The organism is Aquimarina hainanensis (assembly GCF_042684685.1).
Lineage (GTDB): Bacteria > Bacteroidota > Bacteroidia > Flavobacteriales > Flavobacteriaceae > Aquimarina > Aquimarina hainanensis.
Window position 1 is genome coordinate 98,807 of the sequence record NZ_JBHULX010000013.1, and the last position, 19,751, is coordinate 118,557.

The following is a 19,751-nucleotide window of genomic DNA, read 5'->3' on the forward strand; positions in this document are numbered from 1 at the left end:
AAACGATACTATGAGAGTATTAATAGATATAGGGCATCCCGGACATGTACATTTATTTAGAAATTTTGCTAATATCATGATGGCTAATGGTCATCATATCCTATTTACATGCAGAGAAAAAGAGTTTGAAATAGAACTACTCAAGGCAGCAGGGTTCTCATATGTCTCTTTTGGGAAAAAATATTCCAGTACCATAGGGAAATTAATAGGTCTTATCAAGTTCGATATTATGGAATTTATCGAAGGTGTAAAGTTTAAACCTGATATATTAATGAGTCACGGATCGCCATATGCCGCCCATGCAGCAAAGATGTTGGGGAAACCACATATATCCCTGGAGGATTCCGGTAATTGGGAACAGATGAAAATATACCTTCCCTTTACAGCATGTGTATTAACACCAGATGTACTTTTTGAAGATCTGGGAACAAAACAAATACGATATACTTCATATCACGAATTAGCATATTTACACCCACATTATTTTCAGTCAACAGGAAAAGCACGTGAAATTTTAGGGTTAAAAGAAGGAGAGCAATATGTGATTTTGCGATTTGTCTCATGGAACGCATCTCATGATAAAGGGCAGCGGGGGTTTTCGGAAAAAGAGAAGGAAAGGATCATTTCTTACTTGTCTTCCAGGTATAGAGTATTTATTACTTCAGAGGGAGATTTGCCAGTACAATATGAATCTTTTAGAATAAAGATTTCTCCGGAGAAAATTCATGAGGTATTGGCAGAAGCGATATTCTTTGTAGGAGAAGGAGCAACAATGGCAGCAGAGTCTGGTGTTTTAGGAACCCCTTCAATTTATGTGAATTCTATCCGAAGAGCTTATAATGAAGATCAGGAACAATATGGACTGGTTTTTAATTTTCAGAATGAAGAAGGAGTTTTTGAAAAAATAAAGGAAATAGAACAACTTCCGAATATAAAAGAAACCTTTCAGAAGAGACGAGAAAAAATGCTGGCAGATAAGATCGATCTTACCGCTTTTATGGTGTGGTTTGTAGAAAATTACCCCGCAAGTAGAGAAGAAATAAGAGAGAATCCGGCACTTCAATTAAATTTTTAAAAACCTATGGATTTTACAATTCAGATATACACACAATTTTTAAAGAGCCTACAAGCTGGCGGTTATTGTTTTCAAACTGTAGAACAATACCTGAATACTCCTAAAGAACGGACGATTATGCTGAGGCACGATGTAGACTTATTACCGCTTAATTCGTTAGGTTTTGCAGAAATACAATCAGATTTGGGGATTGTAGGAACCTATTATTTCCGGGCAGTTCCCGAAAGCTGGAATGAAGAAGTAATCACCTATATAGCATCGCTGGGACATGAAATAGGATATCATTACGAGTGTTTGACTACCTGTAATGGAGATATGGAGAAAGGGATTGTAGATTTTGAAGAAAATCTGAACGCATTAAGAAAATTGGCTCCTGTAAAAACGATCTGTATGCATGGAAGTCCAATGTCTAAATATGATTCTAAAGACCTATGGAAACAATATCGGTATCAGGCATATGATATAATAGGTGAACCGTATTTTGACATTAATTTTGATGAGGTGTTTTATATAACAGATACAGGTAGAAAGTGGGATGGACATGCTGCCAGTGTACGAGATAAAGTACAAACCAGCTTTACCCAAAGATACCATACCACAAAGGAAATTATTGATGCTATCGCAGCAGGAGATTTTCCGTCTAGAGTGATGTTCACTTTTCATCCGCAGCGCTGGAGTGATAACTTTATTAAGTGGGGAAAAGAATTAGTCGTACAAAATGTGAAAAATGTTATAAAAAAACATTTTTACGTCAATCGATAAGCTATGATTTTTAATTCTCTGGATTTTGCCCTTTTCCTGCCAATTGTATTTGTACTGTACTGGTTTGTAGTTGCCAAAAGTTTAACATTACAAAATGGGTTGATTGTCATTGCTAGCTATGTGTTTTACGGATGGTGGGATTGGAAGTTTTTAACACTGATTCTTTTTAGTAGCATCGTAGATTATACCGTAGGCTTGGAAATGAAGAAAGCATCAGCTCCTCTTCGGCGTAAGGCACTTTTATGGACCAGTATAGGGGTGAATTTAGGCTTTTTAGGATTCTTTAAGTACTACAATTTTTTTATAGAAAACTTTCAAAGTGCTTTTTCCCTTTTTGGAACTGAAATAGCAGTCAATACATTAAATATTATATTGCCAGTGGGGATTAGTTTTTATACGTTCCAGACATTGAGTTATTCAATCGATGTCTACCGAGAGAAGATAGAACCTACCAGAGATTTTATTGCATTTAGTGCTTTTGTTAGTTTTTTTCCTCAGTTGGTAGCAGGTCCTATTGAGAGAGCAACTAATCTATTACCCCAGTTTTATAAAAAAAGAGTGTTCTCATACGAAAAAGCTGCTGATGGAATGCGGCAGATACTGTGGGGATTGCTAAAAAAAATGGTAATAGCCGATAACTGTGCAGAATATGCCAATCTGATTTTTAATCATTCAGAAAATTATTCAGGAAGTACATTACTTCTGGGAGCATTGTTTTTTACATTTCAGATTTATGGAGATTTTTCGGGCTATTCTGATATCGCAATAGGAACGTCTCGTTTATTTGGGTTTCATCTGAACCGAAATTTTGCATATCCCTATTTTTCCCGGAATATAGCTGAGTTCTGGAGAAGATGGCATATCTCTCTGTCTACCTGGTTTAGAGATTATGTATATATCCCTTTAGGCGGGAGCAAAGGGGGGACAGGAATGAAAATTCGCAATACGTTTATCATCTTTATCGTCAGTGGGTTTTGGCATGGGGCGAACTGGACGTTTATTGTTTGGGGAATATTAAACGCCTTATATTTTTTGCCATTGCTATTGACCAATAAGAATAGAAATTACCTGAATACTGTTGCAGAAGACCGATGGTTTCCTTCTCTGAGAGAATTAGTTCAGATAGGGATAACATTTCTGCTAACAGCGATTGCCTGGATATTTTTTAGAGCAGAAAACATAACCCATGGAGTGGAATACATCGCATCGATGTTTTCAGGTTCATTGTTTAGCTATCCCGAAGTAATGTCCGTAAAAGTACTGTTGTTGGTGATGTGCTGTCTGGTAATTGAATGGTTAGGGAGGCATTATGAACATGCATTAGCACATTTGCCAACTGCTTTTCCTCTAATGGTGAGATGGATTATTTATGGAGGTTTTGTCGTACTGCTATTTTATTTTACAGGAAAACAACAACAATTTATTTATTTTCAATTTTAATGAGAAAGTTCCTATATAAATCATCACTCTTTATCGCTATTTACTTATTGGCGTTATTTTTATTGCCATTGTTAGAAGAAAACAAAGAGACTTCAGATGCTTTTATGGCAGCAATGAACGATAAGCATATGGCAGCTTCAAAGATTAAAAAACCAAAAATTATCCTTTTGGGAGGATCTAATCTGGTCTTTGGAGTAAATAGTAAACAAATAGGAGAAGCAGTAGGAATGCCTATAGTAAATATGGGATTGCATGCACAGTTAGGTTTAGAATTTATTCTCAACGAGGCAAAAAATCTGATTCGGGACAATGATGTGGTGATCTTATCTATGGAACATTTGATGACCTTGGAAGGGAATAAGGAATTACAGTCATTAGCAGCGTATTATTATCCTGAATCAAGAACCTACTATGATAAAGAAGAAAGAGGACTTTCTTTTTTTCTGGAAGATCGGCATTTGTCTTTCAAGAAGATTATTGACCGTTGGTTTGGGCTAAAAGAGTTGGATGAAGTATATAGTAGAAGAACGTTTAATGAAGAAGGAGATGGCACTTTACACCTTCCCAAACTAGGGCTAAAAGAATTGGGGAGTAAAGAAGTTATTAAAGAGCATAAGAAACAAGAAATACACGCATTGAATGCGTTTTTAGAAACAATGATGTCACAAAATATCACTCTGTTGTTTTCATATGCCCCCTATGAACAATCAGAATATCAAAAAAACAGAGAAGTGTTAGATAAAATACATGAGACCATAAAGGAAAAATTGAAATGGGAAATTATATCAGAACCCGATGATTTTGTTTATCCGGCGGACTACTTTTTTGATAGCGTATATCATTTAAATAAGGAAGGGAGAAGTATACATACGACCAGACTTATCGAAAAATTGAAAAATAGATATGGGAAAAAATACGATAAAGCTTGATTTACAGGGGATAAATACCCCGTAGAAACACCTGTTTTGATATTTTTTATCGGGATTCTTTGATTTATATCTTAATTATTATAGAAAAAAAGTACTTTTTGTGTAGGGTTTTTACTACTTCTGTGTGTGTTAAGCGCTAATGGGCTACGGTTTTTGTGTAGAAAACAAGCAAGAGTTTGATTTACAGTGTATTTAGGTAGTAATACTACGGTAAATCCGTTCTGTATATTCGGTTGTATATCATAACTTTAAGTGTGTAACCAAGACTTAAATATATGAGTAAACTAATTAATAAAAACCTATTTAGAAAAGAAGGTAAAACTTCTGAACTTATCGAGCCGAACCCATATCAGTTTAGAACATATTTTATTAATTTAAACTTACATAATGATTAGCAGAACAGTGGGGGCTGAAGCTATTCATTATTTCAAAACAAAAAACCAACATCTTACAACACCTGTTTCTTCAGACTCTCAACCTTATACGATAAGGGATACCCGTAAGATAACATTAGAACAAATAATAACCAGACGATTAGGTAATCAAGTCTGTGAATTTATCAGTGAACAAGTAAACCATATGAGATTACAAGATGTTTTCTTATGTGATACCAGAAAAGTAAATGGGATACTCGATTCAGATATTTACACTTGCAGTGCGATTATTAATCTTCATAGAGTTAATGATTATAGAAGAATAAACAAATTCTTTGAATCCGTTAATATGAAGTTACCCGAAGGAGGTCTTTTCATTAATAATGTTGAGACCTATGAAACGCGGAAAAAAAGAATATTAAAAAAATTTCCCAGACCTTTTAGCTATGCATATTATTTGACAGATTTTGTGTTTACCCGTATTATGCCAAAGCTAAAACTAACTAAAAAGTTATATTTCGATATAACGAATGGGCATGGAAGAGTACTTACAAAAGCAGAAACATTAGGTCGGTTGTATTCCTGTGGTTTTGAAGTCATAGAAGAAAAAGTAATCGATGACCGCCTGTATTTTGTAGCCAAAAAAGTAAAAAGACCAAACTTTGATATGGATCCTAGCTATGGACCATTGATACGACTAAAACGAGTAGGAAAAGGAGGAAAACCCATTAAGGTGTATAAATTCAGAACCATGTACCCGTATGCAGAATACCTACAACAATATGTTTTTGAATGTAATGACCTGAAAGAAGGTGGGAAAATAAAAAATGATTTCAGGATTTCTAATGAAGGAAAACTTCTCAGAAAATACTGGATAGATGAATTACCCATGTTACTCAACTTGCTAAAAGGAGAGATGAAATTGGTAGGGGGGCGTCCTTTGAGTAGCCATTACTTTGGGTTATACTCTAAAGAATTGCAGGAAAAAAGAATCCGGTTTAAACCAGGATTGATCCCTCCTTTTTATGCAGACCTGCCCAAAACACTGGATGAAATTATGGCTTCTGAAATGAGGTACCTGGAAGCCTATGAGAAAAAACCTCTAGTGACAGACATAAAATACTTGTGTAAGATCATAACTAATATCGTTGTGAGAGGAAAAAGAAGTTCTTAGTTGTTGTTTCGTAATTCTTTAAAAATAAGTTATTTGAGGGGATTACGTAATTTTTTTGATGGATCATTCTAAATTTAATTTTTAATAATGAAGGTAGAAGGATAATGGTTAAATTTAGAATGATTTTACTAGTAAACACAAAAAACAAAAAGAACTCATAGGATGAATTATGAGATTGAAGACGACTCCGGAAGCCTTGTTATAAAAGAACTATTTGAAAAATATATTCGCTATTGGAAATTATTTTTAGCGGCGTTCATTTTTAGCTGCATTGCAGGATTTTTATACCTGAGATATACTCCCAAAATTTATAGGGTAACTTCTTCCATTTTGATTAAAGCCGAAAAAAATGGAATGCTTTCTGAACTTTCTGCTTTTGAAGATTTAACTATTTTCAAAAATGCAAACCGGGAAGTAGAAAATGAAATCGAAATATTGAGATCACGACCATTGATGGAGAATGTCGTAAAAAAACTACATCTCAATGTATCGTATTATTCCAAGACAAAATTTTCAAAACGACTTGTCGAATTAGCAGAAAATAGTCCAATCGAAGTAGCTTTTCACGATATTGACATTACGACTCCCGGAATCACATTTATCATCAAGATTCTTTCCAGTGAGCAGTATGAAATTGTAGATGTATTGGGAAATCCCATATTACGCGGAACATTTGGAGAGTGTACTTTTACCGAGATTAGTGATATTACCATAAGACCGGATTATAGGCGCTTACCAGAATATATCGGAAAAAAAATTCATGTAAGCATGATCCCTTTGCTAGATGTGGTAGAAGGGTATAAGTCTGCAATTAAAATAGGATTGACTGATCAGAAAACCAGTGTGGTTACGCTAACCATGCTCACTCCCGCTAAAGAAAAAGCAAAAGAGATATTAAATGGTTTGATTGACGAATATAATGTGGATGTTATTAATGATAAAAACCAAATAGCAGAAAATACGGCTGTTTTTATCAAGGAACGTTTACAGATTATCAATAAAGAATTGGGAGATTTAGAGAAAAATGTAGAATCTTTCAAAACAGAAAACAGTCTTACAGATGTCAGTGTAGAAGCTTCATTGTTTTTAGAAACGGCCTCATTTAATGAAAAAGAAGCCTTGGAGACGAATATTCAGATTGGATTGGTTGATTTTATATTGGACTATCTGAATAATTCATCTGTGGATTTATTGCCTGCGAATTTAGGTTTTTCGGATCATACTATCGCTACAATGATTCTGAAGTATAATGAAATTGCTTTACAGCGGAATAGAATGCAGAAGAGCACTAATGAAGACAACCCGGCACTGATAACCATAACAGAAAAATTAAAAAGTATTGAGCAGAGCCTGGAACAAAGTCTGAGAAATCAAAAAAAGACATTGCGATTAAAACTCACGGATCTAAAAAGAAGAGATCGAGAGATGAGTTCTAAAATTGCCGCCTTACCAGCTAAGGAACGAAAACTACGAGATATTCAGCGGCAGCAACAGATAAAAGAAACATTGTTCCTCTACCTATTAGAAAAGAGAGAGGAAACCGCAATTTCTTTGGCGGCAACTGTATCCAATGCCAAAGTAATCGAAAAAGCATATAGTAGCAGAGCTCCGGTGAGTCCTAAAAAGAATCGGGTGTTTTTATCCATATTTCTAGCAAGTGTACTAGTACCGGTGTCATTAATATTTGTAAAGGACCTGTTTGATACTAAGATCAGTAGTCTAAAAGAAATTAAGAAAAAAATTCCTTTTGCGATAGCTGGAGATATTCCCAGAACTGACGAAAAACGAAGACTGGTTGTTGGAGATGTAGACCGGTCGAGTATTGCAGAATCATTTCGGCTGTTGGAGATAAATATTAATTTCTTACTCGCAAATACCGCTCCAGGTTGCAAAACGATTCTGATTACATCTACGATAAAGGGAGAAGGAAAATCATTTGTAGCCAGTAATCTAGGAATAACATTGGGGCGATCAGAAAAGAAAATAGTTTTATTAGAGATGGATTTGCGATCTTCTATGCTGAAAGAAAATTTAAGGATTCAACCTCATAAAGGAATTACCAATTTTATCAAAGATAAGGAGTTACAGATTGAGGATATCGTGACCAATGCTCCAACATTTAAAAGCCTGGATGTAATTACTTCAGGTCCTAAACCTCCTAATCCTGCAGAATTATTGAAAAATGAACGGGTAAAAGAACTATTTGCCCAGCTGAGAGAGACTTATGACTATATTCTGATAGATACCCCTCCGGTAAGTTTAGTAGCAGATACATTGCTGTTAAGCCCATATACCGATCTGTGTCTGTACATTGTACGATTTAATTATTCGGATAAACGATTAATAGAAGTTCCAAGGCATTTGTATAAAGACCAGCGCTTTAGGCAAATGGCATTGTTGATTAATGATGTATACCAGAAAAAATCATACGGCTATGGCTACGGTTACGGCTATGGATATGGGTACGGTTATGGCTATGGAGAAAGAAAGAAAAAGAAAGGAATTCGAAGATTACTTCCTAAAGTATTTAGATAAGCGGTATTTCTTACCTCCCAGGAATGCTTTTGCCAATACTTTTTTTGCACTACAATAGAAATGTCGAATTAATTAACAATTTGACAAAGCCTTCGTAAATATTTCTTAAACTCTTATTTTTTACAAATAATTAATAATTGATCATTTTTGCAATTATAAATTTACTATTTGTAAAAAAAACAAGATTGCTATTCTTTTTTAAAAGAACAGCAATCTTAGTTAGGATAAGACTATAGAGAAAACCGAAAAGAGCGCAAGTGAAGCTCTGGAAGAAAGCAGTGTAAATAATTATAATTGTCAGAATGTTATCAGTGAAGGGGTTCATGAACAGATTGACAGTTGCTATTAATTAAGTATGAATATTAATAAAATAAACATTCCTTTTTTATTACAGGCTTCTGTTGCCTCTTTCGGAACCTATTTTTGTATGTACGCTTTTAGGAAACCTTTTAGTGTAGCAACGTTCGAGGGGATTCAGTTTTTTCATATAGATTATAAAATACTTCTGATTATTGCACAGGTAATAGGGTATGCATTCTCTAAATTTATTGGAATTAAAGTGATTTCAGAATTAAAGAGTTCGAAAAGGGTATGTTACCTGTTAGCTCTCATAGGAGTATCGGAGATAGCGCTACTGTTTTTTGCACTGGTTCCTGCTCCGTATAACCTCTTTTTTATGTTTCTTAACGGAGTGCCATTAGGAATGATTTGGGGGATTGTATTTTCTTATGTGGAAGGAAGAAAATATACAGAAATACTAGGGGTTATTCTATGTTCGAGTTTTATTGTTTCTAGTGGAATGGTAAAATCGGTAGGATACTTTATAATGAATTCATGGGGAATTTCAGCATTTTGGATGCCGGCAATCACAGGTCTTATTTTTATAATACCCTTGTGTTTTTTTGCTTGGCTGTTGGAGAGAATTCCACCTCCGACAGCAGAAGATAAACGCATGAAAATGAAGCGGTTTGCAATGGATGCTAAAAGTCGTAAACAAGTGTTGTATCATTTTTTTGTTCCTATTACTGTTTTGGTTTTCTTCTATATGTTTTTGACAGCTTTTAGGGATTTTAGAGATAATTTTACCAGAGAATTGTGGGATGATATTGGATATACGGAAGATGCCAGTATCTATACCACTTCAGAGTTGTTGATTGCTATTGTGGTATTAGTTCTGTTAGGAGGGACATTTTATATCAAAAATAACCTGAGAGCTTTACATGCCTATCACGGGGTTTTATTGACAGGAGTTTTGTGTATTCTAATTACGACCTGGTGTTTTCAATCAGGAGTTATGTCCGGTTTTTACTGGATGGTGTTATCCGGATTTGGTCTTTACAGTTGTTACGTTCCCTTTAATTGTTTGTTTTTCGATCGCTTTATCGCCGCTTTTAAACTAAAAGGAAATGCGGGATTTCTCATCTATATAGCAGATGCATTTGGGTATTTGGGCAGTGTAATAGTATTGTTATACAAGAATTTTGGACATCCCAATCTATCGTGGACTTCCTTTTTTATTTACGGTTCATATGTAGTTTCTGGGATAGGGGTGATTGCGGTCCTTGGATCATATTACCTGTTAAATAAAAAGAAACATCACCAGACAAAGTATTCAATAGGATATCCTATTGAATATACCAATCTGGAAAATATTAATGAATATAATTATTAGCCCCTTAATTGAGTAAACCTATTACAATATGAGAGCTGCATATGACCTGATTATTATCGGAGGAGGAGTTTTAGGCTCTTTCCATGCATACCATGCATTAAAACGAGGATTACATGTACTTCTTGTCGAAAAAGATAAGGTCCCAAGAGGAGCTACTACCCAGAATTTTGGTCAGGTAGTACCTTCAGGAATGAATACTAAATGGCAGGCGTATGGGCGCCAAAGTTTGCAATTGTATAAAGAAATTCAACAAGAGTTTGATATCACTGTTAGAGAAGAAGGAAGTGTGTATGTTGCTTCTAACGAGGAAGAAATGCAATTGATAGAGGAATTGGCAAAGATTAATAAAGCTAATGACTATACCGCTGTTTTGCGTTCTAAAAAAGAATGCTTGCAAATACTACCTGGACTTAATGAATCATATGTTGTGGGAGGCTTACAGTTCCCTCAGGAAGTAACGGTAGAGCCTCGAACGATGATTCACCGATTGCACGCTTATATGGTAAAGATACTGGGATTGACGATACAGTATCAAACGACAATAATACATTGTGAATCAGAAGCAGGCAATGCACGAGTGCAGTGTAGCAGAGGACAGGAGTATATCGCGAAAAAAGTAATTATATGTAATGGGAATGAGTTTAAGAGTTTGTACCCAACTCTTTTTGCAAAGAGTGATTTAGAGGTTTCGAAGTTGCAAATGATGCAAACATATCCACAGAAAGCCTATACATTACCCGGATCTGTGCTTACTGGTTGGTCTATACGACGGTATGAAGCGTTTAGTGAATGTCCTTCTTATCGCGAAATAAAAAATAACGAAGCAAAAGAGTCTTTGCAACAGATGTGGGGGGTGCATATTTTATTCAAACAGGCTATAGACGGATCGGTTATTCTGGGAGATTCTCATCAATATGCAGATGCATCTGATATTGATGATTTAGGTTATGAGCTGGATATGGATATAGATCGGTTTATGATAGAGGAAGCAAAAAAAATCATAACATTACCGGCATATGAAATAAAACACCGTTGGTTTGGGATGTATTCCCAGTGTAAGAATGGTGATATTTTTCAAAAAACAATTGATGATACCATTCATATTGTTACAGGAATTGGGGGAAAAGGAATGACCGGAAGTGCAGGCTTTGCAAAGGAACATATCAGTAAAATTTTTAATGTGTAAAAAGATGAAACAAGAAATAGATTTGGCAGTATTCGATATGGCAGGAACGACAGTAAATGAAAGTAATGTTGTTTATAAAACCGTGCAGAAAGAGATCAATAGGCAGGGATACAATGTTTCTTTGGAAGAGGTGCTGCAGTATGGAGCAGGTAAAGATAAACATCAGGCAATTATAGATGTTTTAAAAAATGTAACAACGGAGCCAAGTAATGATTATATAGCAGACCTGATTTTCGAAAATTTCAAAAAAGCACTGCAAAAAGCATATGAAACGCTTGAAGTAACAGCATTCGAAGGTGTATACTCATTACTCTTATATCTGAGAACAAATAATATAAAGGTTGTATTAAATACAGGTTATGATAAAAAGACGGCGACCTTATTATTGGATAAGTTAGGATGGATTATCGGAACAGATATTGATGCCCTGATAACAATGGATGATGTGTCGCAGGGAAGACCCCATCCGGATATGATCTATAAAGCGATGGAATTATATAATATTACAGATACCTCCAGGGTATTAAAAGCAGGTGATTCTGCAATTGATATCGAAGAAGGAATCAATGCTAATTGTGGAATTACAGTGGGAGTTTTGACAGGAGCACAATCCAAAGAACAGCTTCAGAAAGCAAAACCTACTTATATTCTGGAAGAATTATCAGCATTAAAAGATTTTATTTAGAGTTTTTTGAAATTTTACTCTTATGGAGGCTTACTTGAGTATGAAAGTAAGTCTCTTTTTTTATTTGAAATGAATCATGTAATTCAGTATTTATAAAAGAATGAACAGCTATTGAGTAGGTTTAATAAAAAAATAAATAACGATCATTGTACAGGGAGAGTCAGTTCTGTTAATAGGCACATGGGGAGTTCTTCCATCAAAAAAGATAGCATCTCCTTTGTGTAAGATGACTTCTTCTTCTCCTATGACATATGAACAACTTCCGGAAAGAAGGTATTTAAACTCGTAGGCATCAGTTTCTATTTTTTTTCTATAAGAATCGGGTTGTATTTCGAGGAGAACTGCTTCAAATCCCATGGCAGCTAATTGTTTTCCAAAAATATATTTATAGGAAAACCCTCTGGCGTCATCTTCTTTCTCTAACAGGGCATTATCGCCTGCTCTGGAAACAATAAAAAGATCACCTGATTGTTTAGGCATACTATTAAAAAAGTCAGGAATCTCCGTTTCGAGAGCATTGATAATATTTAATAGTACAGGTAATGAAGGAATTGTTCTGCCATTTTCAATTCGAGAGATTAAACCATTACTAACATCTGCCTTGGTAGCAATCGCACTAATTGTTTTTTTGTTTTTTTTACGTATTTCTTTAATACGTTTTCCAATTCCAATTAAATAATCTTCCATAAATATGATAACTAACGCTTACGAATATCGATAATAAATGTTAGATGAGAAAGCAAAAACAGTGCATTTATCAGTAGGTTAACAATCAAAAAAAATAGAAAAGAAAATTTTAAATTAACGATGAATCGATTTGTATAAAGAAATCATACAATCGACCTATACATATTGGCGATTGGTCGAATAAGCCAAAAATTTGCTGATCTCTCCATGTAATTTTATCATCAAATAAAAAAGGAATAGATAAGAGGCTTTATTGCTTCCCAGAGATAAAAATTAAGGAGATGAGAACGATTGTAACAGGAATTATAATGATTTTAGGACTTCAGATGATGGCGCAAGAACATGAAAAAGGAGAATTCTGGGCAGATGATAAAATGAAGCATTCTGTAGGCTCTTTTGGAATTAGTGCAATCACGTATACCTATTTGTCATATCACAAGCGTTATCAGCATTTATCCGAATTAGAGAAGAGAGTCATTTCGTTTTCTACAACAATGCTTGTCGGTACCTTAAAAGAAGTAACGGATAAATATTCATCAAATGGAGTTGCTTCCTGGGCTGATATGGGAGCCAATGCGATTGGTGCAATAACATTTCAGGCTACAGTGACGATTCCGATATCGATTAAAAAAAGAAAAAAGAGAATTGCAGCCAGAAAACGCCTTGAAAAACCTGCTTTGGCTTTGGTTGATCATCCAAAAAAATAAGAAAATTGTTTATTTCATACATGTTGTTGGTGAAAGGGCATTTCTGATGGAGAAATGCCTTTTCGTATGTGTATACTTATCGGTGTTTCTCTCCTAAGGTATGTATTCGTTGTAACCATTTCTTTCGGTATGATTCCTTAGAGAGCCTGATAGGACCAATCGTAGTGATTTTTACGGGTTTAATTCCGACAAAGTTGAGAGTTAGTTTTTTCATAGCGCGATGACTGGGAGCTCTATAAACAAGTCGATAATACCAGGAAGGCTGATCAAGTGTACAGATAATACGTGCGCTTTTTCCACTTAATAACTTATCCCACCAAACAGAATTTTCTCTTTTCTGAAAAGCAAATCCAGGAAGAAAAACCCGATCAATAAACCCTTTCATAATGGCAGGAATCGATCCCCACCAAACCGGATATATAAAAACGATGTGTGCAGCCCATTTAATTTTTTCCTGAGCATCTAAAAGATCAGGCTCCAGCAGTGTTCTTTTGCGATACCCAAATGCAAGATTGGGGTTAAAATCTAATGCTCGGATTGAGATAGTTTGTACTTCAGCTCCTGTTTTGATCGCTCCGGCTATATAAGCAGCAGCGAGTCCCTGATTAAAACTTTCAGGATCAGGATGACCGTTAATAATAAGAATCTTTTTATTTTTCATAGTGTCCAACTGTTTTTGCAAAGAATATTTTAATTATCGTTTCAGTAGATCGAGGTTTACCTGATAATTTGATTCATGGTATTTGTAATTACATTATCATGAATCAAAGCTAGGGAAAGAAGTGTTTGAAATTCTTGACGATCGTCAAAAAGAAAGTCAATGTTCTTTTGTTAATACTCGCTTTTTTATTCTACTGAGTGTTTCTGGAGAGACTCCCAGAAATGAAGCAATATACTGTTGCGGGACTTTATGAAAAATGACTCCGTTTTTATTGAGTAAATCCCGATACCGTTGTTCTGGAGATTGTGTTACGAAGGATGCTACAATTTTCTGATAAGTAATAAGTTCATCTTCTGTTGCTAATCGAGAGATAAGTTCGAATTTAGAAGAATATTGAAGTAACTTCTCAATATTTTCCTTTTCGAAATGTACCAATACTGTATCCTCTAATGCCTGATAATTTTCTCTGGCGGGAACTTGCTTTGCAAAACTCTCCCCAGCACATATAAATTTTCCTTCGGTATAGAAAAAAGCAGTTTTATCATTTCCATTTACATTATAGAATAACCGAACCCAGCCTTGTAGAACGAAGTACATAGATGTAGCTACTTTCCCCTCTGCGAATAGGATTTCATTTTTTTTATAAGATCTAATGGAGACAGTATCTTTGAGAAGGTCAATTTCCTTTTGATTTAGTAAGGTATATTGGTTGATTAGTTGTATAAAAAGGTCAAACATAATCAATAGGATGTCGGATTAGCTATGAAATTACAGAAATACTATCTGGCTCGATTATCAGGATTTAAACAATGTAAGGTTTGTCCTGAGGTTGATGTTTACTTTCTGTATACTATCTCATGAGCTTACACCGAAGGAGCTTATTTTTTTTCTCTTTCTATTGCTAGTTCCTTTTGCGCCTGAGCAATATCTTTGGCAGTAATTTCTCTTTTTTGCATTTCTTTCTTTGCAGCAATAGCAGCCTCAGAACCTTCTTCTTCGCTTTCGAATACTTTAATTAATGCTACATTATCGTAGGCTTCAAAACGTTTTTCTAATTCGTTCATGATTAACATAGATTTTATCGGGAGGTCAAAACAGTAGGGAACTACAAAGGTACTTTCTTAATTTAACTCTTCCAAACACACATCTGTTAATCAAATATAAAAACTATTGTACGTTTTTTCTTGTTAAAAAGAAAATAATTGCAGGTTTGTTGTTTATTTTGAGTGAGTTAGGCTTTTTTGAAATGTTAAAGCTATTTCCAAACGACTACAAACGACTACAAACGATAACAAGTGTTTCCGAACCGAATAACAATAAATTGAAATTTAGCTTCGTACTGTCGAACAATAAAATTCGATAGTATTAACTGTTAACCTTAAAAATATATTCGTATGAACACACTTAGAAACAAAGTACAGTTGATTGGTAATTTGGGAAATGACCCAGAAGTTATCACCTTAGAATCAGGAAAGAAATTGGCAAGATTCTCTTTGGCTACAAATGATTATTATAAAAATAATCAGGGAGAAAAAATAACACAAACAGATTGGCATAATCTGATTGCCTGGAATAAAACAGCAGAGATTATAGAAGCTTATGTATCAAAAGGACAGGAAGTAGCCGTAGAAGGGAAATTGATGACCAGAAGTTATGAAACGAAGACAGGAGAGAAGCGATTTATTACAGAAGTTGTCGTCAGTGAATTATTAATGTTAGGAAAGTAAAAAACTCAAACCAATAAAATTTGATTTGAGTTTTTATAGGATGAAAAAGGGAAGTTGTTTCAGGTGATAACACTTCCTTTTTTTAGTTTATTATTAAAAAAGTACCAACCTATTGCCCCAATAAGTATCGGGAATATTAATAGAATGAACAGATGTTGCCCTCCTTTGTCATATCTGTAAGGGGTATATGAAAACGTTGGTAATTCTTTGACCAGGGAACTTTTAAAAGTTTTGTCTTTGTATAACATTGGAATAAAATGTTCCTTCCATTTCTCAGAAAATCCGATAACCTGTTTTCTGAAATCTTCATAACTGGCGGTCGAAGTTCCCGCTAGTTGATTAAAGCTCTGTTGGAGGATAATAGAAGGAGAAATATATTGCCACTGTTGTATCCATTGTTGTTGTTTTTCTAATTGAAGATCATAATCAGCAACAAGCGGAGCGATTTTATCTTTGACAAGTTTTTGCGAAGCAATGTATTTATGCCAAAAAGAATAATTCCCACTGTTGTTAGTTGCATACTCCGGATGGTCTCTTAGGTAATTGTCTAAAATTTTATCCTGTTGTTTCTTAGCTTCTGCTTTAATTGTTCTGATTTCATTGATCATTTTTGTTCGAGATGGGACAGGATAAATTGTATTTCCTAATTGACTGACAATCGCAGGCAACATAAGAACAATTAATACCCAAAGTCCTAATAGACTAATTGCGTTTTTAGCAGAAGATCCCACTAATAAGTTTACTATGAATGATACAGAAAACCAAAATAACATATAAACTGTTACCAAACCTGCGAATGATAAAAATGAACCGAGATTATCGGTAAAAGAAAAATCATTCAAAAGAAAAGTAAGTGTAATAATAAAAAGCGTGATAATGGCTAACCAAAAGAAGCGCAGTAATAATTTTTGCAACAACCAGATATAGATAGACATTGGTTGAGAGGCAAGGATCTTTAGAGACCCACTTTCTTTTTCATTAGACAGAATATTATATGTAAAAGCTATGATGAGTAATGGAAGTAGATAGATAATTACAAATGAAAGATCAAAACTTCCGAAAAGTAACTGAACAGGGCTTGACATTTCTGTATAATTTAAAGAAAAATCATCTCCATATACTTTGGGTTGTACATAATGAGTAAACAGGTCGCTTTGACCTACAGCAGTAAAAGTTAATGCCTGAGGTGACATAGAAACAACTCTGGGGTAGTAATTAGCAACGACCATTGGAGAGGTCGGAATTCTCCACGGAGAAACAGATATTTTATGTCCTTGAGCTACTGAGTCTAATAGGGAAATCATTTCCCGGTCATCTTCGGCAACTTGTTCTTTTACCTTTTGGATATCATAATGTCTTTTGTCTACTTTCTGTTTACCATTAAAACCAGCAAATAGCATAACAACTAATAAGATACCTGAGAGAGCCTGAATCCACTTACTTCTTATAAGTGTTTTTAATTCGTATTTAAAATTATATGATAACATATTTAGTATTTTTTTGTTGAAACAAACAAAGCTCCGGTACTGAGCAATACCCAGAATAATAAGATGATGATATTAGACATATTTCTGGATAGTGTCATCGATAAGGATGGCGCATCATACTCAAAAGGAGGTAAATTTTTCCATGTATCTCCTGTGGCTTTATAGGACCATTCTCCATATTTGGAGTTTTGTGCAAAATTATCATTCAAAAACTTCTGCGTACGGATTCTGTAATTTTCTGCTGTATCAGAAAAATCCCAATGTGTTTGATAGTCGGTATTGGCAATCGCCATTGATAAGAAACGAGTTGGGAGAAATGGAGAAATAATAGCTAATGTTTTATAAGTAATCGTTTGATTTTGATATTGTTCTTTTAAGAGGTTGTAATGTTTGAAATAAATCTCTGCTTCATGCTCTTCTCCTTTTTGCATTCTATATGCATCAAAATTAAAGGGGAGTTGATGCAGGCTGTCAACACCATATTCCTGTAGTACTTCTTTTTCTAATTGTTTAGAAGCTTTGCTCCATGGATCATGACCATCCAGTCCTTGTTTTCTGTCTTCTTTTATATTCGAAGCAAACTCCTGTCGTGTCGGATAAGGGTACTTGCTATCAGCAAAGTTACTGGCAGCTTTGGGAGCTGCAAAACAAGCTAATATCCATATTGCTAATGATACTACTAAAGATATTCCCGATTTCTTGAAACGAGAGGAGATAAATAAAACAATATTAGCAAAAACGATATAGTAAAGTAGATATACAAGGTATAAGGCAATAAAAGAAGACCAGCTAAATACACCATAATCTGATATGGAAGAGAGAACAATCGCAGCTATTATAAATAAAAAAGTGGTCATTATAAATACAGGTAATATCGCTGATATCCACTTTCCTATAGCTAATTTCCAGGGAGAAATTCCCTGATTGCGTAGTAATAACATGGTGCCTCCCTCAACTTCTTTAGTATATGTATTATATCCGATAAGGATAATAATCAATGGCATAATAAATAGCAGAATAAAATCAGGGGTTAATTCTCCGAATCGAGAAAGCCCTGTCTGATCAGCGGCGGCACTAAATTGAGCCTCATTTCTTTTGTGAGCTTCTAAGAAAATAGAAACACCAGTATATTTTTCTACTCCCTGATCGAGTAAGGATAATGGGAATTTAGGTTTGAAAGCATATGTTCCGTAGTGGGCAGCAGAGTGTGGGTTTTTATCACCCTGATCCTCCCAAACTGCTCGTTCGTCATTTTTAGCTTTTTCGTATTGCTCATTGGTATTTTGATATTGTTGTTTACTAACCAATAAAGCAATTGCTGCCAATAGCAATAGTATGATTGCTGAAATTCTAAAACGTCCGTCCCTTAGAATTTCTTTTGTTTCTTTTTTTATTACATTAGAAATCATACGGCAACATCATTAAAATTCATGGTTTCCAGATAGCACTTTTCGAGTTCAGGCAGAGAAATTTCTGAAGCAGCGAAATAATGTTTTAATACCCCTTGTTTCATAATTCCTATATGTGTACCGATTTCTTTGGCTCTGAAAAGATCATGAGTAGCCATTAAAGTAGCTACCCCGTTCTCACTCATCTTTTTTAATAAAAGACCAAATTCATTGCTGGATTTTGGATCTAAACCAGAAGTAGGCTCATCTAATAACAGGGCTTTAGCTTCTTTGGCAATAGCAATAGCAATTCCGACTTTTTGACGCATACCTTTAGAGAAAGATTGAATTCTCTTATGGAGAGCATCTTGTTGTAAACCTGCCTCAATCAAATAATTTTCCAAGACAGGGGTTGTCAGTTTTTTACCTCCAATCCCAGAAAAATAATCGAGATTCTCAACAGCGGTTAATGTAGGGTATAACATTAGGTTTTCAGGAATGTATGCCAGAAATTCCTTTGTTTTTTTAGGAGATTCAGCAGTATTAATTCCATTGATAAAAGCCGCTCCGGAACTTGGAGAGATGAAATTGAGCAAAAGGTTAATGGTAGTTGTTTTTCCGGCACCATTAGCTCCGAGAAGACAAAGGATTTCTCCTTCTTTTACGTTGAGATTGAGCGCGTTTAACGCGGTGAAATCTCCATATTTTTTAGTTAGATTTTGTGTACTAATCATTGTGTATTATTTAAGTAATGATAACAAGGGTATATGATATTATCATAGGAGACATGAAATAAGTAAGCTTTATTCCTGTCTTTTATTAAAAATTAATTAAGGTTGTTTATGTTAACTAAAGTGTTTTTTCTCAGGGGGAGGTTTGTTTAGGTAATAATCAGTGATTCTTACCTTTTTTACAGGACTGATGTACGCGAAATATGCTGTTGTTACTTCAGGTATTTTTTTTGCTATCGGATGGATTTCAGGAATGGTTGGAGTGTACAAAAACACATTTCGTTCCGTGGCAGATAGCGCATGACAATATTCACAGGATTGTTCTGCTAATTCATCTTCAAAAAGAAGATGAGAGGTCGTATGAAAATTGATAATCCTTATGAATATAAAGCTTATCAGGAAAAATAATGAAATACTATTTTTTAACTTCCAATTTCCCATGAGTTGATTGCTGAGGTGGCAAAGTAATCAAACAGGAAGTATTGCCCTTACATATTTGGAGTATTTTAACATCTAAGGAAAATTTTAACA

The 19,751-nt window shown here is 34.7% G+C and carries 19 protein-coding genes; 11 read left to right on the plus strand and 8 right to left on the minus strand.

The genetic code is table 11. The features are described 5' to 3' along the window. Nucleotides 1-10: 10 nt before the first annotated feature. From ACFSTE_RS08820 to ACFSTE_RS08860, 9 genes are all read left to right on the plus strand, one after another. Nucleotides 11-1,075: a DUF354 domain-containing protein gene (locus ACFSTE_RS08820; protein WP_176027405.1), complete on the plus strand. Its 1,065-nt coding sequence runs from the start codon at nucleotides 11-13 to the stop codon at nucleotides 1,073-1,075. A gap of 6 nt (nucleotides 1,076-1,081) precedes the next feature. Then, on the plus strand, nucleotides 1,082-1,837 hold the full coding sequence (locus tag ACFSTE_RS08825) for a hypothetical protein (RefSeq protein ID WP_378258775.1): 756 nt from the start codon (nucleotides 1,082-1,084) through the stop codon (nucleotides 1,835-1,837). Between the two features lie 3 nt (nucleotides 1,838-1,840). Continuing rightward, nucleotides 1,841-3,277 carry an MBOAT family O-acyltransferase gene (locus ACFSTE_RS08830; protein ID WP_378258776.1) on the plus strand — a complete coding sequence of 479 codons (1,437 nt, stop codon included), beginning with the start codon at nucleotides 1,841-1,843 and terminating at the stop codon, nucleotides 3,275-3,277. Further along, nucleotides 3,277-4,206, plus strand: coding sequence for a hypothetical protein (locus ACFSTE_RS08835; RefSeq protein WP_378258778.1), 930 nt, complete (start codon nucleotides 3,277-3,279; stop codon nucleotides 4,204-4,206). Before ACFSTE_RS08830 ends, ACFSTE_RS08835 begins: the two co-directional genes overlap by 1 nt. Before the next feature lie 387 nt (nucleotides 4,207-4,593). Further along, complete coding sequence (locus ACFSTE_RS08840; RefSeq protein ID WP_378258780.1) at nucleotides 4,594-5,754, plus strand: sugar transferase; 1,161 nt, start codon at nucleotides 4,594-4,596, stop codon at nucleotides 5,752-5,754. Between the two features lie 162 nt (nucleotides 5,755-5,916). Beyond that, on the plus strand, nucleotides 5,917-8,289 hold the full coding sequence (locus ACFSTE_RS08845; protein WP_378258782.1) for a GumC family protein: 2,373 nt from the start codon (nucleotides 5,917-5,919) through the stop codon (nucleotides 8,287-8,289). 355 nt (nucleotides 8,290-8,644) lie between these two features. Continuing rightward, nucleotides 8,645-9,961: a DUF5690 family protein gene (locus ACFSTE_RS08850; protein WP_378258784.1), complete on the plus strand. Its 1,317-nt coding sequence runs from the start codon at nucleotides 8,645-8,647 to the stop codon at nucleotides 9,959-9,961. 28 nt (nucleotides 9,962-9,989) lie between these two features. Next, entirely contained in the window at nucleotides 9,990-11,147 is a 1,158-nt protein-coding gene (locus ACFSTE_RS08855) for a TIGR03364 family FAD-dependent oxidoreductase (protein ID WP_378258786.1), read from the plus strand. A 4-nt stretch (nucleotides 11,148-11,151) separates the two neighbouring features. Then, nucleotides 11,152-11,832, plus strand: coding sequence for a phosphonatase-like hydrolase (locus ACFSTE_RS08860; RefSeq protein ID WP_378258788.1), 681 nt, complete (start codon nucleotides 11,152-11,154; stop codon nucleotides 11,830-11,832). A 108-nt stretch (nucleotides 11,833-11,940) separates the two neighbouring features. On the opposite strand, the gene ACFSTE_RS08865 is transcribed toward ACFSTE_RS08860, so the two are convergent. Continuing rightward, nucleotides 11,941-12,519 (minus strand): helix-turn-helix domain-containing protein, encoded by a 579-nt coding sequence (locus ACFSTE_RS08865; RefSeq protein ID WP_378258790.1) that lies wholly within the window; start codon nucleotides 12,517-12,519, stop codon nucleotides 11,941-11,943. A gap of 281 nt (nucleotides 12,520-12,800) precedes the next feature. Here ACFSTE_RS08865 and ACFSTE_RS08870 point away from each other — a divergent pair, with 281 nt between their 5' ends. After that, nucleotides 12,801-13,226: a hypothetical protein gene (locus ACFSTE_RS08870; RefSeq protein ID WP_378258792.1), complete on the plus strand. Its 426-nt coding sequence runs from the start codon at nucleotides 12,801-12,803 to the stop codon at nucleotides 13,224-13,226. Between the two features lie 76 nt (nucleotides 13,227-13,302). On the opposite strand, the gene ACFSTE_RS08875 is transcribed toward ACFSTE_RS08870, so the two are convergent. From ACFSTE_RS08875 to ACFSTE_RS08885, 3 genes are all read right to left on the minus strand, one after another. Then, the gene (locus ACFSTE_RS08875) at nucleotides 13,303-13,887 is read right to left on the minus strand and encodes an NAD(P)H-dependent oxidoreductase (protein ID WP_378258794.1); all 585 of its coding nucleotides are present in this window, start codon (nucleotides 13,885-13,887) and stop codon (nucleotides 13,303-13,305) included. A gap of 156 nt (nucleotides 13,888-14,043) precedes the next feature. Then, a complete protein-coding gene (locus ACFSTE_RS08880; RefSeq protein WP_378258796.1) occupies nucleotides 14,044-14,625 on the minus strand; it encodes a Crp/Fnr family transcriptional regulator in 582 nt (193 codons plus the stop codon). Nucleotides 14,626-14,765: 140 nt separating this feature from the next. Next, a complete protein-coding gene (locus ACFSTE_RS08885) occupies nucleotides 14,766-14,951 on the minus strand; it encodes a hypothetical protein (protein ID WP_176027393.1) in 186 nt (61 codons plus the stop codon). 330 nt (nucleotides 14,952-15,281) lie between these two features. Here ACFSTE_RS08885 and ACFSTE_RS08890 point away from each other — a divergent pair, with 330 nt between their 5' ends. Then, on the plus strand, nucleotides 15,282-15,614 hold the full coding sequence (locus tag ACFSTE_RS08890; RefSeq protein ID WP_176027392.1) for a single-stranded DNA-binding protein: 333 nt from the start codon (nucleotides 15,282-15,284) through the stop codon (nucleotides 15,612-15,614). Between the two features lie 59 nt (nucleotides 15,615-15,673). Here ACFSTE_RS08890 and ACFSTE_RS08895 read toward each other — a convergent pair whose 3' ends face one another. The 4 genes from ACFSTE_RS08895 to ACFSTE_RS08910 form a co-directional block, all read right to left on the minus strand. Further along, on the minus strand, nucleotides 15,674-17,101 hold the full coding sequence (locus ACFSTE_RS08895; RefSeq protein WP_378258798.1) for a DUF3526 domain-containing protein: 1,428 nt from the start codon (nucleotides 17,099-17,101) through the stop codon (nucleotides 15,674-15,676). A 2-nt stretch (nucleotides 17,102-17,103) separates the two neighbouring features. Then, entirely contained in the window at nucleotides 17,104-18,510 is a 1,407-nt protein-coding gene (locus ACFSTE_RS08900; RefSeq protein WP_176027390.1) for an ABC transporter permease, read from the minus strand. Then, a complete protein-coding gene (locus ACFSTE_RS08905; RefSeq protein WP_176027389.1) occupies nucleotides 18,507-19,223 on the minus strand; it encodes an ABC transporter ATP-binding protein in 717 nt (238 codons plus the stop codon). The genes ACFSTE_RS08900 and ACFSTE_RS08905 overlap by 4 nt, the downstream gene beginning before the upstream one ends. Before the next feature lie 111 nt (nucleotides 19,224-19,334). Beyond that, nucleotides 19,335-19,661 carry a hypothetical protein gene (locus tag ACFSTE_RS08910; protein WP_176027388.1) on the minus strand — a complete coding sequence of 109 codons (327 nt, stop codon included), beginning with the start codon at nucleotides 19,659-19,661 and terminating at the stop codon, nucleotides 19,335-19,337. Nucleotides 19,662-19,751 lie beyond the last annotated feature (90 nt).

What these genes read in the sequence shown, in the direction of transcription:
- ACFSTE_RS08820 (WP_176027405.1), top strand. Translation starts at nt 11, where the DNA reads ATGAGAGTATTAATAGATATAGGGCATCCCGGACATGTACATTTATTT.
- ACFSTE_RS08825 (WP_378258775.1), top strand. Translation starts at nt 1,082, where the DNA reads ATGGATTTTACAATTCAGATATACACACAATTTTTAAAGAGCCTACAA.
- ACFSTE_RS08830 (WP_378258776.1), top strand. Translation starts at nt 1,841, where the DNA reads ATGATTTTTAATTCTCTGGATTTTGCCCTTTTCCTGCCAATTGTATTT.
- ACFSTE_RS08835 (WP_378258778.1), top strand. Translation starts at nt 3,277, where the DNA reads ATGAGAAAGTTCCTATATAAATCATCACTCTTTATCGCTATTTACTTA.
- ACFSTE_RS08840 (WP_378258780.1), top strand. Translation starts at nt 4,594, where the DNA reads ATGATTAGCAGAACAGTGGGGGCTGAAGCTATTCATTATTTCAAAACA.
- ACFSTE_RS08845 (WP_378258782.1), top strand. Translation starts at nt 5,917, where the DNA reads ATGAATTATGAGATTGAAGACGACTCCGGAAGCCTTGTTATAAAAGAA.
- ACFSTE_RS08850 (WP_378258784.1), top strand. Translation starts at nt 8,645, where the DNA reads ATGAATATTAATAAAATAAACATTCCTTTTTTATTACAGGCTTCTGTT.
- ACFSTE_RS08855 (WP_378258786.1), top strand. Translation starts at nt 9,990, where the DNA reads ATGAGAGCTGCATATGACCTGATTATTATCGGAGGAGGAGTTTTAGGC.
- ACFSTE_RS08860 (WP_378258788.1), top strand. Translation starts at nt 11,152, where the DNA reads ATGAAACAAGAAATAGATTTGGCAGTATTCGATATGGCAGGAACGACA.
- ACFSTE_RS08865 (WP_378258790.1), bottom strand. Translation starts at nt 12,519, where the DNA reads ATGGAAGATTATTTAATTGGAATTGGAAAACGTATTAAAGAAATACGT.
- ACFSTE_RS08870 (WP_378258792.1), top strand. Translation starts at nt 12,801, where the DNA reads ATGAGAACGATTGTAACAGGAATTATAATGATTTTAGGACTTCAGATG.
- ACFSTE_RS08875 (WP_378258794.1), bottom strand. Translation starts at nt 13,887, where the DNA reads ATGAAAAATAAAAAGATTCTTATTATTAACGGTCATCCTGATCCTGAA.
- ACFSTE_RS08880 (WP_378258796.1), bottom strand. Translation starts at nt 14,625, where the DNA reads ATGTTTGACCTTTTTATACAACTAATCAACCAATATACCTTACTAAAT.
- ACFSTE_RS08885 (WP_176027393.1), bottom strand. Translation starts at nt 14,951, where the DNA reads ATGAACGAATTAGAAAAACGTTTTGAAGCCTACGATAATGTAGCATTA.
- ACFSTE_RS08890 (WP_176027392.1), top strand. Translation starts at nt 15,282, where the DNA reads ATGAACACACTTAGAAACAAAGTACAGTTGATTGGTAATTTGGGAAAT.
- ACFSTE_RS08895 (WP_378258798.1), bottom strand. Translation starts at nt 17,101, where the DNA reads ATGTTATCATATAATTTTAAATACGAATTAAAAACACTTATAAGAAGT.
- ACFSTE_RS08900 (WP_176027390.1), bottom strand. Translation starts at nt 18,510, where the DNA reads ATGATTTCTAATGTAATAAAAAAAGAAACAAAAGAAATTCTAAGGGAC.
- ACFSTE_RS08905 (WP_176027389.1), bottom strand. Translation starts at nt 19,223, where the DNA reads ATGATTAGTACACAAAATCTAACTAAAAAATATGGAGATTTCACCGCG.
- ACFSTE_RS08910 (WP_176027388.1), bottom strand. Translation starts at nt 19,661, where the DNA reads ATGGGAAATTGGAAGTTAAAAAATAGTATTTCATTATTTTTCCTGATA.